General features: G+C 66.8%; 15 protein-coding genes. 10 read left to right on the forward strand and 5 right to left on the reverse strand.

Annotated elements, in window-relative coordinates:
- Nucleotides 1-4 precede the first annotated feature (4 nt).
- Both WPS_RS10950 and WPS_RS10955 read right to left on the reverse strand, forming a co-directional pair.
- Nucleotides 5-1,033, reverse strand: coding sequence for an LLM class flavin-dependent oxidoreductase (locus WPS_RS10950; protein ID WP_317994528.1), 1,029 nt, complete (start codon nucleotides 1,031-1,033; stop codon nucleotides 5-7).
- Nucleotides 1,034-1,084: 51 nt separating this feature from the next.
- The gene (locus WPS_RS10955) at nucleotides 1,085-2,653 is read right to left on the reverse strand and encodes an acyl--CoA ligase family protein (RefSeq protein ID WP_317994529.1); all 1,569 of its coding nucleotides are present in this window, start codon (nucleotides 2,651-2,653) and stop codon (nucleotides 1,085-1,087) included.
- A gap of 276 nt (nucleotides 2,654-2,929) precedes the next feature.
- Here WPS_RS10955 and WPS_RS10960 point away from each other — a divergent pair, with 276 nt between their 5' ends.
- The 4 genes from WPS_RS10960 (at nucleotide 2,930) to WPS_RS10975 (ending at nucleotide 6,235) form a co-directional block, all read left to right on the forward strand.
- Nucleotides 2,930-3,391: a GNAT family N-acetyltransferase gene (locus tag WPS_RS10960; RefSeq protein ID WP_317994530.1), complete on the forward strand. Its 462-nt coding sequence runs from the start codon at nucleotides 2,930-2,932 to the stop codon at nucleotides 3,389-3,391.
- Between the two features lie 44 nt (nucleotides 3,392-3,435).
- A complete protein-coding gene (locus WPS_RS10965) occupies nucleotides 3,436-3,765 on the forward strand; it encodes an ATP-dependent Clp protease adaptor ClpS (RefSeq protein WP_317994531.1) in 330 nt (109 codons plus the stop codon).
- 279 nt (nucleotides 3,766-4,044) lie between these two features.
- On the forward strand, nucleotides 4,045-5,127 hold the full coding sequence (locus WPS_RS10970; RefSeq protein WP_317994189.1) for an IS5 family transposase: 1,083 nt from the start codon (nucleotides 4,045-4,047) through the stop codon (nucleotides 5,125-5,127).
- Between the two features lie 154 nt (nucleotides 5,128-5,281).
- Complete coding sequence (locus tag WPS_RS10975) at nucleotides 5,282-6,235, forward strand: IS110 family RNA-guided transposase (protein WP_317994532.1); 954 nt, start codon at nucleotides 5,282-5,284, stop codon at nucleotides 6,233-6,235.
- Between the two features lie 36 nt (nucleotides 6,236-6,271).
- Here the strand turns inward: WPS_RS10975 and WPS_RS10980 are convergent, their stop codons facing one another.
- Nucleotides 6,272-6,502 (reverse strand): hypothetical protein, encoded by a 231-nt coding sequence (locus WPS_RS10980; protein ID WP_317994533.1) that lies wholly within the window; start codon nucleotides 6,500-6,502, stop codon nucleotides 6,272-6,274.
- 461 nt (nucleotides 6,503-6,963) lie between these two features.
- Here WPS_RS10980 and WPS_RS10985 point away from each other — a divergent pair, with 461 nt between their 5' ends.
- Both WPS_RS10985 and WPS_RS10990 read left to right on the forward strand, forming a co-directional pair.
- Nucleotides 6,964-7,695: an alpha/beta fold hydrolase gene (locus tag WPS_RS10985; RefSeq protein ID WP_317994534.1), complete on the forward strand. Its 732-nt coding sequence runs from the start codon at nucleotides 6,964-6,966 to the stop codon at nucleotides 7,693-7,695.
- Between the two features lie 6 nt (nucleotides 7,696-7,701).
- Nucleotides 7,702-8,691 (forward strand): zinc-binding dehydrogenase, encoded by a 990-nt coding sequence (locus WPS_RS10990; RefSeq protein ID WP_317994535.1) that lies wholly within the window; start codon nucleotides 7,702-7,704, stop codon nucleotides 8,689-8,691.
- On the opposite strand, the gene WPS_RS10995 is transcribed toward WPS_RS10990, so the two are convergent.
- Complete coding sequence (locus tag WPS_RS10995; RefSeq protein ID WP_317994536.1) at nucleotides 8,681-9,580, reverse strand: helix-turn-helix domain-containing protein; 900 nt, start codon at nucleotides 9,578-9,580, stop codon at nucleotides 8,681-8,683. The two genes, WPS_RS10990 and WPS_RS10995, sit on opposite strands and share 11 nt — an antisense overlap.
- Here WPS_RS10995 and WPS_RS11000 point away from each other — a divergent pair.
- The 4 genes from WPS_RS11000 (at nucleotide 9,523) to WPS_RS11015 (ending at nucleotide 12,317) form a co-directional block, all read left to right on the forward strand.
- Nucleotides 9,523-10,104, forward strand: a complete 582-nt coding sequence (locus WPS_RS11000) for a tautomerase family protein (RefSeq protein WP_317994537.1) — start codon at nucleotides 9,523-9,525, stop codon at nucleotides 10,102-10,104. The two genes, WPS_RS10995 and WPS_RS11000, sit on opposite strands and share 58 nt — an antisense overlap.
- 67 nt (nucleotides 10,105-10,171) lie before the next feature.
- On the forward strand, nucleotides 10,172-10,990 hold the full coding sequence (locus WPS_RS11005; protein ID WP_317994538.1) for an SDR family NAD(P)-dependent oxidoreductase: 819 nt from the start codon (nucleotides 10,172-10,174) through the stop codon (nucleotides 10,988-10,990).
- Nucleotides 10,981-11,841 (forward strand): alpha/beta fold hydrolase, encoded by an 861-nt coding sequence (locus tag WPS_RS11010; RefSeq protein WP_317994539.1) that lies wholly within the window; start codon nucleotides 10,981-10,983, stop codon nucleotides 11,839-11,841. The genes WPS_RS11005 and WPS_RS11010 overlap by 10 nt, the downstream gene beginning before the upstream one ends.
- Nucleotides 11,842-12,056: 215 nt before the next feature.
- Complete coding sequence (locus WPS_RS11015) at nucleotides 12,057-12,317, forward strand: transposase (protein WP_317994540.1); 261 nt, start codon at nucleotides 12,057-12,059, stop codon at nucleotides 12,315-12,317.
- Nucleotides 12,318-12,442: 125 nt separating this feature from the next.
- Here WPS_RS11015 and WPS_RS11020 read toward each other — a convergent pair whose 3' ends face one another.
- Entirely contained in the window at nucleotides 12,443-13,525 is a 1,083-nt protein-coding gene (locus WPS_RS11020) for an IS5 family transposase (protein WP_317994189.1), read from the reverse strand.
- Between the last annotated feature and the right edge of the window lie 104 nt (nucleotides 13,526-13,629).

A 13,629-nucleotide genomic window follows, 5' to 3' on the forward strand; every position in this document is an offset into this window, starting at 1 on the left:
TCCGTCACGGTGAGCGCGTCCCCGTCACGCTGAGCCCGTCGAGGCGCAGCCCCAACCGCGCTTCCGCCGCGATCGCAAAGGAACGCAGCCGCGCGCTATGGTCGTACACCTGCGCGGTCACCATCAGCTCATCGATCCCGGTCACCTCGACGAACCGCCGCATCCCCTCGCGCACCGTCTCCGCCGATCCGACCGCGGAACACGCCAGCGCCTCGTCGAGAATTGCGCGATCGCCCGGCTCCCACTGCATCGACGCGGGATCGCGGGGCGGCGGCAGCGGACCGCCCTTCCCGTAGCGTCGAAGTGCGACGAACCGCTGCTGCAGCGACGTGAACAGCCGCTCCGCCTCGGCATCGGTCTGGGCCGCGATCACGTTCAGCACCGCCATCGCATACGGCCGCTCCAGCGTCGCGGACGGCTGGAACTCACGCCGATACACGTCGAGCGCCGCGCCGAGATACGCCGGCGCGAAGTGCGACGCGAACGCGAACGGCAGCCCGAGCGCCGCCGCGAGCCGCGCGCTGTACAGACTCGAGCCCAACAGCCAGATCGGCACGTGCGAGCCTGCTCCCGGCACCGCACGCACGGCCTGCCCGGGCTCGACGTCCGCCAAGTATCCCTGCAGCTCCAGCACGTCGTCGGCGAAGTTTTCCGCGCCGAGATTGTCGCGGCGCAGCGCGCGTGACGTGCGCGGGTCGGTTCCGGGCGCGCGCCCCAGTCCCAGATCGATCCGCCCCGGGAAGAGCGCTTCCAGCGTCCCGAACTGCTCGGCGATCACGAGCGGCGCGTGGTTGGGCAGCATCACGCCGCCGGAGCCGACGCGGATCGTCGAGGTCCCGCCCGCGACGTACGCGATGACGACCGACGTGGCGGCGCTCGCGATGCCGGTCATGTTGTGATGTTCCGCCAGCCAGAAGCGATGATAGCCCAGCCGCTCGGCGTGCTGCGCGAGGTCGCGCGAGTTCCAGAGTGCCTGCGCTGCATCGGCACCCTCGACGATCGGAGCGAGGTCAAGAATCGAGAGCGGAATCATGGTGACGAAACCCCACGACGCTCCCGTGGCGGGCAGGGTTTCAGCCCGCCGTCAGTTCACGCGTTTCGTGCGCCCCGTCCACTCGCGCTCGCGCAGCACGTATTTCTGAATCTTCCCGGTCGACGTCTTCGGCAAGTCGCAGAACTCGTAGGCTTTGGGGACTTTGAACGCCGCGATGCGCTCGCGCGCGAACAGCCGCAGCTCCTCGGCATCGAGCGTGCGTCCCGGCTTGAGCGTGACGAATGCTTTGGGGACTTCGCCCCACTTCTCGTCGGGGATCGCGACGACCGCGACCTCGAGCACGGCGTCGTGCTCGAGCAGCACCTTCTCGACTTGCTGCGTCGAGATGTTCTCGCCGCCGCTGATGATGACGTCTTTCGAACGGTCGACGATCTCGATGTAGCCGTCGGGATGACGCACCGCGATGTCGCCGGAGTGGAACCAGCCGCCGGCGAACGCGCGCGCCGTCGCGGCGGGATCGTCGTAGTATCCCTTCATCACGTTGTTGCCGCGCATGACGATCTCGCCGTGTGTCGTGCCGTCGGCGGGGACGTCGCGCAGTTCGGTGTCGACGACGCGCACGTCGTTGGCACCGAGCGTCACCATCGGGACGCCTTGGCGGCTGCGCAGCCACGCGCGGCGATGCGCCGGCAGCACGTCCCAGTCCGGGCTGTGCCACGCGCACTCGGTGATCGGGCCGTACGTTTCGGTGAGCCCGTAGACGTGATGGATCTCGGCGCCGAGCCCTTCGACTTGCTCGATCGTCGTCGGTGAGGGCGGCGCGCCCGCCGTCGTCACGATGACGCGGCGCGGGAAGGCGACCGTCTCGGGATGGTTCGCGAGCGCGATCAGCACCGTCGGCGCCGCGCAGAAGTGGGTGACGCCGTCTTCGCGGATCGCGCGGTTGATGTTCGGCGCATCGACTTTGCGCAGGCACACGTGCGTCGCGCCGACGGCCGTGACGGCCCACGGAAAGCACCAGCCGTTGCAGTGGAACATCGGGAGCGTCCAGAGATAGACGCTCTCCGGCCGCAGGTTCGCGTGGACGACCTCGGCGAGCGCGTTGAGGTATGCGCCGCGGTAGGTATACATGACGCCCTTGGGCTTGCCGGTCGTGCCACTGGTGTAGTTGATCGAGATCGTCTCGTCTTCGCCGGCGCGATGCGGCGCGAGGGCGTCGGGATCGGACTCAGCGAGAAACGTCTCGTACTCGCGCACGCGCGGGATGCGGCTCTCGAGGCGCTCGACCAGCGGCTCGAGTTCCGGATCGTAGAACAGCACGCTCGCGCCGCAGTGGCCGAGAATATAGTCGATCTCCTCGGGCGCAAGGCGCGTGTTCAGCGCGCACAGCACGCCGCCCGCAAGCGGAACCGCGTTGGCGGCCTCGAGCGCGATCGAAACGTTCGGCGCCAGCACCGCGACCCGCTCGCCGTTGCCGATCCCCATCGCTTGCAGCCCCGCGGCGAAGCGCCGGACGCGGGCCAGAAACTCCGGATAGGTGCGCTGCGCGTCGCCGTCGATCACCGCGAGCCGCTCGGGGTAGACGAACGCCGCGCGTTCGAGAAACTCGACGGGATCGAGCGCCCGCACGTGGACGGCGGCCGAGGGTTCAGCGATCATGCAACTTCCTCTTCAGAGCGATGCATCCGTACCCGGGGTCTGGACCCTTCGACGAAGGCGCGCGCAGGGTCTTGCGCAACGGGCCTGCGGTGAAGGATCGCTGCCGGCGTCCGTGCAAACGACCGCGACCGTGTTCCGTACTCGTCTGCCCCGACCGCCGAAAAGGCCCATGCGCATCGCATCGGGTTCGCTTCGCGCTCGCTGAAGACGAACCCGGAACGACGATAGCATGGGCGCGCCGGCAACGGCGCGCTTTTTCTTTTGCCGGAGCCCCGCATGGTCGATTCCGTCCTTCGCATCCACGTCCGTCAGGCCGACCGCTTCGACGCCGCACCGCTGGCGGCGCTGCGCTGCGCCTCCCTGGTCGAGATGGGCCTCTTGCCGCAGGCGCAGGCCGAGGGGTTCCGGCGACTCGCGCTGCCGGAGTTCTGGCGCGGGCTCTCCGAGGAGCGGATCGCCGCGTGGCTGCTCAGCGTCGACGACCGCATCGTCGGCTGCGCGTGCCTCGTGTTCTGGGAGCGCCTGCCGTACCCCGAGACCTCGCTCCACGCCGAACTCGCCGGGGTCTACGTCGCGCCGGAGTTTCGGCGCCTCGGCTACGCCCGCGAACTGATCGGCGAGGCGCTCACGACGGCGCGCGCCTGCGGCGTGCGCAAGACGGTCCTCCAGCCGACCGAACGGACGCGCGAGCTGTATCGCGCGTTCGGCTTCGCCGAGTCCGGCCAGATGCGCGCATGAGCCGCGCGGCTAGAATGCGCGGCGTCCGCGGCGAACCGGGGAACATGGCCCCCGTGACACTGGCCGACGACACCGTCGCGCCCGTCAGCAAGCCGCTTCCGCTCTACAACGTGATCGCGCACAACTGCGACTGCCACACGTTCGACGACGTCATCTTCGGCTTCATCCGCATCCTCGGGATGTGCGCGCGCGACGCGACGGTCAAGGCCGACGAGATCGATCACTACAGCAGCGCCGTCGTCGCGCAAGCGCATCAGGAACTGGCGGAACATTACGCGGCACGGCTGCGCGACGAGATCATCAGCCGCGCGAACACTCGCCTTCGCACCTCGGTCCAGCCCGCGTCACGCTCATATGATGGGGTAGGGGGATGACTCGAACGAATCATCCCCCTACGCGGTGTCGAGCGCCGTCGTCACGCCTGGGCCCGAGAGCCCGTAGCTCAGATTGGCGCTCGCACCAACCTCCAAGCGATCAGCCGAACGGAATCGTGGGCCGTCTGCGACGAGCCCGTATGCATGAGCCTGGTAAGATGATCGCTACGCCGGAACCTAGCAGGCCGATGAAAAATCGGCCGAGTTGATGTTGGCGTGACGGCGTTTTTCGCGTATTATAAGAGCAAGTCTCCTCATACCTTGGTGAGGTTGCGGCCGATGCGGACTCATGATGAGCAGCGTGCATCCGTTTGGACGACGTTGCAGCCGGAAGACACCGTGCCCGGCGATCATCCGTTGCGCCCGATGCGCGTGATGGTCAACGAAATTCTGCGCGAACTCTCGCCGGAGTTTTCCAAGCTCTACTCCCGACGGGGCCGGCCATCGATCGCGCCGGAGAAGCTGCTGCGAGCCTTGCTGTTGCAAATGTTCTACTCGATCCGCAGCGAGCCGATGCTGCTGGAGCAGTTGCGTTACAATTTGCTCTTTCGTTGGTTCGTGGGCTTGAGCATGGACGACAAGATCTGGGACCCCTCGACGTTCAGCAAGAACCGCGATCGGTTCTTGAATGGCGAAATCTCCGAGCGGTTCTTCGCCGCCGTGGTCGAGCGGGCGCGTGCCGACGAACTGCTCTCGAACGAGCATTTCACCGTCGATGGGACGCTAATCGAGGCGTGGGCCAGCCACAAGAGCTTTCGGCCCAAGTCGGACGACGAACCGCCGACCTCGAGCGGCGGTCGCAACGAGGGCGTGAACTTTCGTGGCCGGCCGCGCAGCAACGAGACGCACGTCTCGAGTACCGATCCGGACGCGCGGTTGTACCGCAAGAGCAGCGGCGCGCCGGCGATTCTCGGCTATCTCGGACATGCTCTGATGGAGAATCGCAACGGCTTGATCGTCGGCGTGAAGACCACTCGCGCGACCGGGATCGCCGAACGCGAAGCAGCGCTGGAATTGATTCGCGGGGTCAGCGGAAGCAACCGAATCACGCTCGGCGCCGACAAGGCGTACGATACCAAAGACTTTGTCGAGGCGTTGCGAGCGCTCAACGTGACGCCGCACGTTGCTCAAAATACGACCCGTCGCCGCAGCGCGATCGACCGCCGAACCGTCCGCCATCCGGGCTACACGGTGAGTCAACGCAGGCGCAAGTTGATCGAGGAGAGCTTCGGGTGGGGCAAGACGATCGGCCGATTGCGCAAGGTGCATTTCCGCGGGCTTGATCTGGTCGGCGACATTGTGCGCTGGACGGCCGCGGCGTACAACTTGATCAGGATACGCAATCTGAGGGCCGCGACATGATGCGAAGTGATGCTGACCCGAGGGGCGTTTTCGAGATGAACCGCTCGGCAACGGGCTTCGAGGGGTCCGCCGACCTCCCGAAAACCGTGCTGAACGGGCAGTTCGCGAACCACGCGCCGATTTTTTCACGGGGCTGCTAGAGGGAAATCCTGCGATGAGCATGTTGGGCGTCGATATCTCTAAGGACACGTTCCACTGCTGCTTGCAACGCGGCGAGAAGCGCAGTGAGGCGAGTTTTGAGAACACGCGAACCGGCTTCAGAAAGCTTCGCAGTTGGTTGCGCACGCATCGCGCCCACGAGGTTCATGTGTGCATGGAGTCAACCGGGCCGTATTGGCGCAACTTAGCGGCGAACTTGCACAAAGCGAAAATCCGGGTGAGCGTGGTGAACCCGACGCGTACGGCATATTTTGCGAAGAGCCGTTTGCTGCGGACCAAGACCGATGCGGTCGACGCTCGAATGCTGGCCCAATTCTGCGCCTCCGAGCGCCCCGCGCTTTGGGAGCCTGATAGCGACGAAATCCTGTCCCTGCGCGGTTTGCTGGCGTATCGCGACCAGCTCATCGCGCAGCGTATTGCCCTTACGCAGATCGTGCAATCCGTCGCCGTCGGAGCAACGCTGCTCAAAATGAACGAAACGCATCTGGTCGGTATCGCGGAGATGGTCAAGCAGATCGAGTCGCAGATCCAAGGTGTTCTTTGCTCGGATGTCACGCTAAGCCGGAACGCGCAGCTTCTTCAGACCATACCAGGCGTCGCGTCCTTGACAGCGGCAAACGTGCTTGCGGAGTTGCCGGTGCATCGGCTCCATAGTGCCAAAGCCGCAGCGGCGTATGCCGGCCTTACGCCGGCAGAGCGGCAGTCCGGGACCTCGGTGAAGGGCAAGCCGCGCATTTGCAAGACAGGCAACGCGAAGCTCCGGCGGGCACTCTACATGGCTGCCCTGACGGTAAAGCGCAAAGTCCCGGCCTTCAAGGAGCTCGCCGATCGCCTCGAAGCGCGCGGTAAGAGCGGCAAGCAAATCATCGTGGCGGTGATGCACAAGCTCGTGCGCCTGGCTTACTCGCTACTCAAGAATCAGCGGCCCTATCAACCCGTATCGGCTTGACGGCGGACACGGAATCTGAGCTCAGGGTGACTGCGGCTAGGCGGCTGTCCTCGGATCGAGCTGCGGGACCAGCGTCGCGTGCTCGGCGAGCAGCGCGTCGCGGCGCATCCGCCATGACTGCACGCAATGCGCGGCGATCGCATCGACATCCGCGCGCGACTCCGCATCGGCGATCATCGCATCGATGACGTCGACCAGGCGCACGATCGCGGTGGCTTCGAGGAGTGCGCGGACCTCGGCGCCGCGCAAGAAGGTTTCTACGTCCATTTCGACTCCGTTCACACACGCCGTCCGTCGGCGCGTATTACTCGTATCGGCACCCGCACCTCGCTAGACGAGTCCCGGGCGCTAGGTCTTTGGTCCCAACTTTGGCGCCGTCCGGAGAGGCACCAGCGCGGCACTTCGCACGGCACTTAGAGAGACCGGTATCAGAAAACGATCCCGAGCGATGGCGAGTTCCCTCGGGCGCGTCCCTAGCACTATTTGTTTCTCCCTCTGCGGTTGAGCAGCCGGTTATCCTCGACGGCGATGCAGGTCGAACTTTTCCCAAGGCGCCGGATCGGCAGACCGGTCGGTCGCCTTGCGCTCGCGACGGCGATCTCGTCGTCCCGGCGACGCACGCTCTGCGCACCGCAAGGAGTCTCATGAAACGATCCGCCTTCGTCGCCGGCGCAACGGCCGGCGCGGCGCTCACCACAGCATTTCCCGCTGTCGTCCGAGGAGCTCGCATGAAACCGAACATCGTCCTCTGTCACGGTGCCTTCGCCGACGAAACCGCATGGAAGCGGGTCGCGCCGCTCCTCCAACAGGCCGGCGCGAAGGTCGCCGTCGTCACGCTCCCGGGTCACAGCGACGCGGACACCGCGCGCGCCGGCGCCGTCACGCTCGCCGATTACGTCGCCGCGGTGAACGCCAAGCTCGACGAAGCCGGCCCACCGGCGCTGCTCGTCGGTCACAGCATGGGCGGCGTCGCGATCACGCAAACCGCCGAGCAGTACCCCGACAAGATTCGCGCGCTCGTCTACCTCAGCGCGTACTTGCCCGCGAACGGCAAAGCGCTGCAGGACTATGCGAACGATCCCGAGAGCAAGCTCGGCCCCGGGCTGAAGATCGACGCGCAGCACGGCGTTGGCACGATCTCCGCGGACACGATGCGCGCCGCGTTCTTCAACAACACGAGCGCAGCCGACGCGGAGGCGGGGCTGGCGCGGCTGCGGCCGGAACCGCTGCAGCCGTTCGGGACACCAGTTCACACCACGGCGCAGAAGTGGGGCCGCGTTCCGCGCTTTTACATCACGACGCTGCGCGATCAAGCCGTCGGACCGGCACTGCAGAAGTCGATGTACACCGCGCAGCCGGTGCAGAAGGTCTACACCCTCGACACCGATCACAGTTCGTACTTCTCGTCGACGGATCAATTGGCGAAGATCATCCTCGAGGTCCGCGATTCGCTGGCCTGACCGGCGATGAACGGCGACGAGCGCGCGATGCGCGCGGCGCGCGTCCGCCGGTTCGGCCCGCGCGCCGACGCGCTGCATCTCGACGACCTCGCAATTCCGGCGCCGCAGCCGGGCGAGGTCGTCGTGCGCGTGCGCGCCGCCGCCGTGACGCCGCTCGACACGTACCTGCGCGCGGGCGTGGCGGTGGGCGACTACACGCCCATCCTTCCCTACACGCCCGGAAGCGCGTTCGCGGGGATCGTCGCCGAGATCGGCGCCGGCGTGACGGACCGCGTCCCGGGCGAGCGCGTGTACGGCCGCACGCGCAGCGGGGCCGCCGCCGAGTGGGCGCGCTGCGATGCGCGCGAGGTGTTCCCGCTCCCGGGTCGGGTCGATTTCGCCGACGGCGCGGTCGTCGCGGTGCCGTTCGAGACCGCGTGGTGGAGTCTCGTCGACGTCGCTGCCGCGCGCGGCGGCGACGTCGTCCTGGTACAAGGCGCGGCGGGTTCGGTCGGCGCCGCGGCGGTGCAGCTCGCGCGCGCGATGGGTCTGCACGTCATCGCAACCTGCGCGGCCGACGACGCGGCGCGCGTGCGCGCGCACGGAGCCCATGCGGTCATCGACTTCCGCGATCCGCACTGGACCGAGGCGGTGCGCGAGGCCTCTGGCGGACGCGGGGTCGACGTCGTCGTCGAAGTCGCGGCCGCGACGAATCTCGTCGCCGACGCTGCGCTCGCGGCGCCGGGCGGACGAATCGTCGTCGTCGGGGGCACCGGCGCGACCACCATCGATCCGCTCGTCCTCATCGCGAAGGGCCTGCACGTCGCCGGCGTGGATCTGCGCGCGATCGCACCGGATCGCCGCGCGCAGATTCACGCCGGAATCGCCGCCGGTCTGGAGAACGGCACGCTGCGTCCGCACGCCGCGCACCGCTTCGCGCTGCACGAGATCGTCGATGCGCACGGCGCTCTCGAAGAACGGCGCGGCGCGGGCGGCGTGGTCCTCGTCATCGACTGACGCCGGCGCGCGCGCCTCCTCGATCTGCGCCGGCTCGCCGGTCGAGCAGCAAGAGCGGAACGGGACGCGCCGCCATGCGCCAAGCAGCGTCGCCGCGCGTCCGTGCCCCGCGCAGCGCGAGGGTCGCGAGACCCTGTACCGCGTCGACACGCGCGAGCGTCGTGGGACACGGCGGCCCGATGCGGCGATCCGCGAAACCGAACGCGCCGACGCAGGTGCCGTCGCTCTCGACCGTCGCGGTGAGGTAGCTGCGCTGGCCGGTCCGCGCGCATCGCTCGCGCATCTCGTCGGTCGCGATCAGCGCGAGATCGACGCAGCCCGACAGCCGCGCCGCGAGCGCCAGGTCCCAGCCGGCATGATGCTCCCGCTCCACATCGCCTTCGATGCCGGCGATCAAGCCGCTGGCCGCAACGTAGGCGACGCGCCGGGGCGCGCTTTCGGTGACGAGGCCGAAGACGCCGCGCTCGCGGTCGTGACCGTCGTGCAGGTTGCGGACGATCGCGGCGATGACGTCGTGCGCACTCGATGCAGCGGTCAGCTCCCGCACCAGCCGTCGCCAGGACGCCAGGTCGCCGCACGGAGCGGCCTTATCGACCGGGATGCCGATCTCGGGACGCGCCAGAGCGAACAGCTCGCGGCGCTGCGCCGTCGCAAGCGACAATGCGTCGGCGAGCCGGTGCAGGGCGCGAACGGAGAAGCGGGCCTTTCCGGCCTCGCACCGCGCGTACCACACCTCGCTCACCCCGATCAGTTCGGCGACCTCTTCCCGCCGCAGTCCGGGAACCCGGCGACGCCCGGCGGCAGGCAGCCCCACATCCTGGGGCCCAAGACGTGCGCGCGCCGCGCGCAGAAAGATGCCGAGATCTGCCATGCGCCGCCATCCTAGCATGGTCGCCGCCGCCCAAGGACGCCGAAAAACTGCAAGCTCGGCAACGGCCCAGGGCGCACAAGTCGTTTCTGTTACGCGGCCGAGCCTGCGCCTACGGTAATCACATGCCGTTCGTCCGCATCCTGCACGCGCGAAACGCCCTCTCTGTCGAGCAAAAAGAGCGAATGCTGCAAAGCGTCCTCGATGCCGTCGTCTCGATCGAGGGCGAGGGAATGCGGACCGGAGTCGGCGTCGCGATCGAGGAGGCGCTCGCGTCGCGCGATGACGCTCGCAATTGCCTGCCGTGGGTGACGATCACGCTGATCCGCGACGCACAGCCGCCCGATGCCCGTCGCCGGATGATCGAACGTGTCACGGAGGCGATTGTTGCCGTCGAGGGGGAGGCGCGCCGCGCGCAGGTCTGGGTCGGACTCGAAGAGTCGATCGCGAGCGGTGAGTGGGGCATCGGCGGAAGGATGCTGACGTTGGAGGCGATGCGGCGGTTCAAGGCCGGAGGCAATCCGTGGCCCGAGGACGCGCGGTGAACGCGCTCGCGAGCAGAACGCGATCGATGCGTTCGGTGCGCCCCGGCAACCCGCACGCGCATCCGCTGTGATCGCTCGCCGGAGCACGGTCTTGATCACCGGCTCGAGTGACGGAATCGGGGTGGCCGTCGCCGAGCGGCTGCTGCGCGACGGGGCGAGCCGCGTCGTGCTGCACGCCCGCTCGCGCGAACGTGGGGAGCGGGTTCTGCACGCGCTCGCGCCGCTCGGAGACGTCTCGCTCGTGACCGGCGAATTCACCGTGCTCGATCAGGTGCGTGCGATGGCCGACGACGTACTCGAACGATACGCGCGCATCGACATCCTCGTGAACGACGCCGGGGTCGGCAGTGCGACGCCGCGTCCGCGCACAATCGACGGGTTCGAGCTGACCTGGCAGGTGAACTACCTGGCCGCGTACCTGCTCACGGCGCGGCTGCGCGAGCGAATCGGCGCATCCGCACCCTCGCTGATCATGAACGTCTCGTCCGTCGGCCACGAACTGGAAGCGATCCACTTCGACGACCTGGCGCTCAGGCACCGGAGCTACCCGCGCATCGAGGCATACTGCCAATCGAAGCCCGCGATGATCATGTGCACCTACGATCTTGCCGACGCACTGCGTGACTGCAGCGCCACGGTCAACGCGCTCCACCTGGGAACTTACGTCGACACGAAGACCGTGCGTCAGTCGAAAAACGCGCCCCTGACGTCGCTCGACGACGGCGCCGCAAGCGTCGTGCACCTCGTCAGCGGGAGCGGCGTCGCTGACTCGACCGGCGGCTACTACGACATGCTGCAGCACACCCGATCGTCGGCGGCAAGCCGCGATCGCGAGCAGCGACGACGCCTGCACGAGGTAAAGGAACGTTTGCGCCGATGGCTGTGAATCCGCGCTGGGAGCACGCGTTCGCCGACGTCAACGGGACGCGGCTGCACTACGTCCGCACCGGCACAGGGCCGCTTCTCCTCCTGCTGCACGGCTGGCCGCAAACCTGGTACGCGTGGCGCCACTGCATCGACGCACTGGCCCAGACGCACACCGTCGTGGCCCCCGACCTGCGCGGAATGGGCGAGTCGCAGTTCGCTGACGACGGCTTCGATCAGCGCACGGTCGCCGCCGATCTGCATGCGCTGATCGCTGCGCTCGACTTCCCGCGCGCGGTGATTGCGGCGCACGATTTCGGCGCCCTACCGGCCTATCAACTCGCCGTCGATCATCCGCAGACGGTCGAACGGCTTGCGATCATCGACGTCGGCCTCATGGGCGCAGGCTTCGAAGACCTGCTGCGGCTCACGCCGGAGTTGAATCTCTGGTGGTTCGGATTTCACCTCGTCGAGGGACTGGCGGAAGCCCTCGTCGCGGGTCGCGAACGCGCATATCTCTCGTGGTTCTACAACGGACCGCTCGTCGTGCAGCGAAACGCGATCGGTCCGGGCGACGTCGATGAATACGTGCGGCGCTACGCCCAGCCCGGCGCGATGCGTCGCAGCTTCGCCTGGTATCGCGCGCTGTTCGCGGACGCTGCGTGCACCGCCGCTGCGAAGGAAGGGCTGCTGACGATGCCCGTGCTCGCGATCGGCGGTGAGGGTTCGTTCGGTGCGTACGTCGAGCAGAATCTGCGCAACGTCGCAAGCGAAGTACGCGGCGTCGTCATCTCCTCGTGCGGCCACTTTGTCGCCGAAGAACAGCCGCAGGCACTGCTCGCCGCACTGATCCCGTTCGTGCGCACGTCCTGAGGGGGCGGAAATACCTGTCGCTGAAGCGAGCGCGTCGCTTGCGCGCCGCCGGAACTTCGGTCACGTTTTAGCGCGCCCGGGCAAGGCCGACGAGGTGGTCACGATGTTGCGCGACATTTTCGGATGCGCACTGGGTGAGCCGGCTACGTTGCCCCGGTGATCCGGGTCAGTGATACCGTGGGTTTCCCCGGCCGATGGGCCGAAAGGAAGCCCGCATGCGGAAGTCCCGCTTCACCGAGACGCAGATCGTCTCGATCCTCCGAGAATACGACGCCGGCGCCTCGTTCATCGAGCTCGGCCGTCGACACGGCGTTCATCCGAACACCATCTCCGCCTGGAAATCCCGGTACGGCGGCATGCAGAGCAGCGAGGTCGCCCGCGGTCGCGTGCTCGAAGACGAGAACGGGCGCATGAAGCGCATCATCGCGAACCTTTCGCTCGAGAACGACGCGATGAAAGAGCTAACAGCCCCGTGAAAAAATCGGCGCTTGGTTCGCGAACTGCCCGTTCAGCACGGTTTTCGGGAGGTCGGCGGACCTCTCGAAGCCCGTTGCCGAGCGGTTCATCTCGAAAACGCCCCTCGGGTCAGCATCACTTCGCATCATGTCGCGGCCCTCAGATTGCGTATCCTGATCAAGTTGTACGCCGCGGCCGTCCAGCGCACAATGTCGCCGACCAGATCAAGCCCGCGGAAATGCACCTTGCGCAATCGGCCGATCGTCTTGCCCCACCCGAAGCTCTCCTCGATCAACTTGCGCCTGCGTTGACTCACCGTGTAGCCCGGATGGCGGACGGTTCGGCGGTCGATCGCGCTGCGGCGACGGGTCGTATTTTGAGCAACGTGCGGCGTCACGTTGAGCGCTCGCAACGCCTCGACAAAGTCTTTGGTATCGTACGCCTTGTCGGCGCCGAGCGTGATTCGGTTGCTTCCGCTGACCCCGCGAATCAATTCCAGCGCTGCTTCGCGTTCGGCGATCCCGGTCGCGCGAGTGGTCTTTACGCCGACGATCAAGCCGTTGCGATTCTCCATCAGAGCATGTCCGAGATAGCCGAGAATCGCCGGCGCGCCGCTGCTCTTGCGGTACAACCGCGCGTCCGGATCGGTACTCGAGACGTGCGTCTCGTTGCTGCGCGGCCGGCCACGAAAGTTCACGCCCTCGTTGCGACCGCCGCTCGAGGTCGGCGGTTCGTCGTCCGACTTGGGCCGAAAGCTCTTGTGGCTGGCCCACGCCTCGATTAGCGTCCCATCGACGGTGAAATGCTCGTTCGAGAGCAGTTCGTCGGCACGCGCCCGCTCGACCACGGCGGCGAAGAACCGCTCGGAGATTTCGCCATTCAAGAACCGATCGCGGTTCTTGCTGAACGTCGAGGGGTCCCAGATCTTGTCGTCCATGCTCAAGCCCACGAACCAACGAAAGAGCAAATTGTAACGCAACTGCTCCAGCAGCATCGGCTCGCTGCGGATCGAGTAGAACATTTGCAACAGCAAGGCTCGCAGCAGCTTCTCCGGCGCGATCGATGGCCGGCCCCGTCGGGAGTAGAGCTTGGAAAACTCCGGCGAGAGTTCGCGCAGAATTTCGTTGACCATCACGCGCATCGGGCGCAACGGATGATCGCCGGGCACGGTGTCTTCCGGCTGCAACGTCGTCCAAACGGATGCACGCTGCTCATCATGAGTCCGCATCGGCCGCAACCTCACCAAGGTATGAGGAGACTTGCTCTTATAATACGCGAAAAACGCCGTCACGCCAACATCAACTCGGCCGATTTTTCATTGGCCTGCTAATC

Origin of the sequence: Vulcanimicrobium alpinum, from assembly GCF_027923555.1 — a bacterium.
GTDB lineage: Bacteria > Vulcanimicrobiota > Vulcanimicrobiia > Vulcanimicrobiales > Vulcanimicrobiaceae > Vulcanimicrobium > Vulcanimicrobium alpinum.

Excerpts from the sequence above, each read along its gene's own strand:
- WPS_RS10995 (WP_317994536.1), bottom strand. The coding sequence starts at position 9,580 with ATGCTAGGATGGCGGCGCATGGCAGATCTCGGCATCTTTCTGCGCGCG.
- WPS_RS10950 (WP_317994528.1), bottom strand. The coding sequence starts at position 1,033 with ATGATTCCGCTCTCGATTCTTGACCTCGCTCCGATCGTCGAGGGTGCC.
- WPS_RS11015 (WP_317994540.1), top strand. The coding sequence starts at position 12,057 with ATGCGGAAGTCCCGCTTCACCGAGACGCAGATCGTCTCGATCCTCCGA.
- WPS_RS10955 (WP_317994529.1), bottom strand. The coding sequence starts at position 2,653 with ATGATCGCTGAACCCTCGGCCGCCGTCCACGTGCGGGCGCTCGATCCC.
- WPS_RS10975 (WP_317994532.1), top strand. The coding sequence starts at position 5,282 with ATGAGCATGTTGGGCGTCGATATCTCTAAGGACACGTTCCACTGCTGC.
- WPS_RS10985 (WP_317994534.1), top strand. The coding sequence starts at position 6,964 with ATGAAACCGAACATCGTCCTCTGTCACGGTGCCTTCGCCGACGAAACC.
- WPS_RS10965 (WP_317994531.1), top strand. The coding sequence starts at position 3,436 with ATGGCCCCCGTGACACTGGCCGACGACACCGTCGCGCCCGTCAGCAAG.
- WPS_RS10970 (WP_317994189.1), top strand. The coding sequence starts at position 4,045 with ATGCGGACTCATGATGAGCAGCGTGCATCCGTTTGGACGACGTTGCAG.
- WPS_RS10980 (WP_317994533.1), bottom strand. The coding sequence starts at position 6,502 with ATGGACGTAGAAACCTTCTTGCGCGGCGCCGAGGTCCGCGCACTCCTC.
- WPS_RS10990 (WP_317994535.1), top strand. The coding sequence starts at position 7,702 with ATGAACGGCGACGAGCGCGCGATGCGCGCGGCGCGCGTCCGCCGGTTC.
- WPS_RS11010 (WP_317994539.1), top strand. The coding sequence starts at position 10,981 with ATGGCTGTGAATCCGCGCTGGGAGCACGCGTTCGCCGACGTCAACGGG.
- WPS_RS10960 (WP_317994530.1), top strand. The coding sequence starts at position 2,930 with ATGGTCGATTCCGTCCTTCGCATCCACGTCCGTCAGGCCGACCGCTTC.
- WPS_RS11020 (WP_317994189.1), bottom strand. The coding sequence starts at position 13,525 with ATGCGGACTCATGATGAGCAGCGTGCATCCGTTTGGACGACGTTGCAG.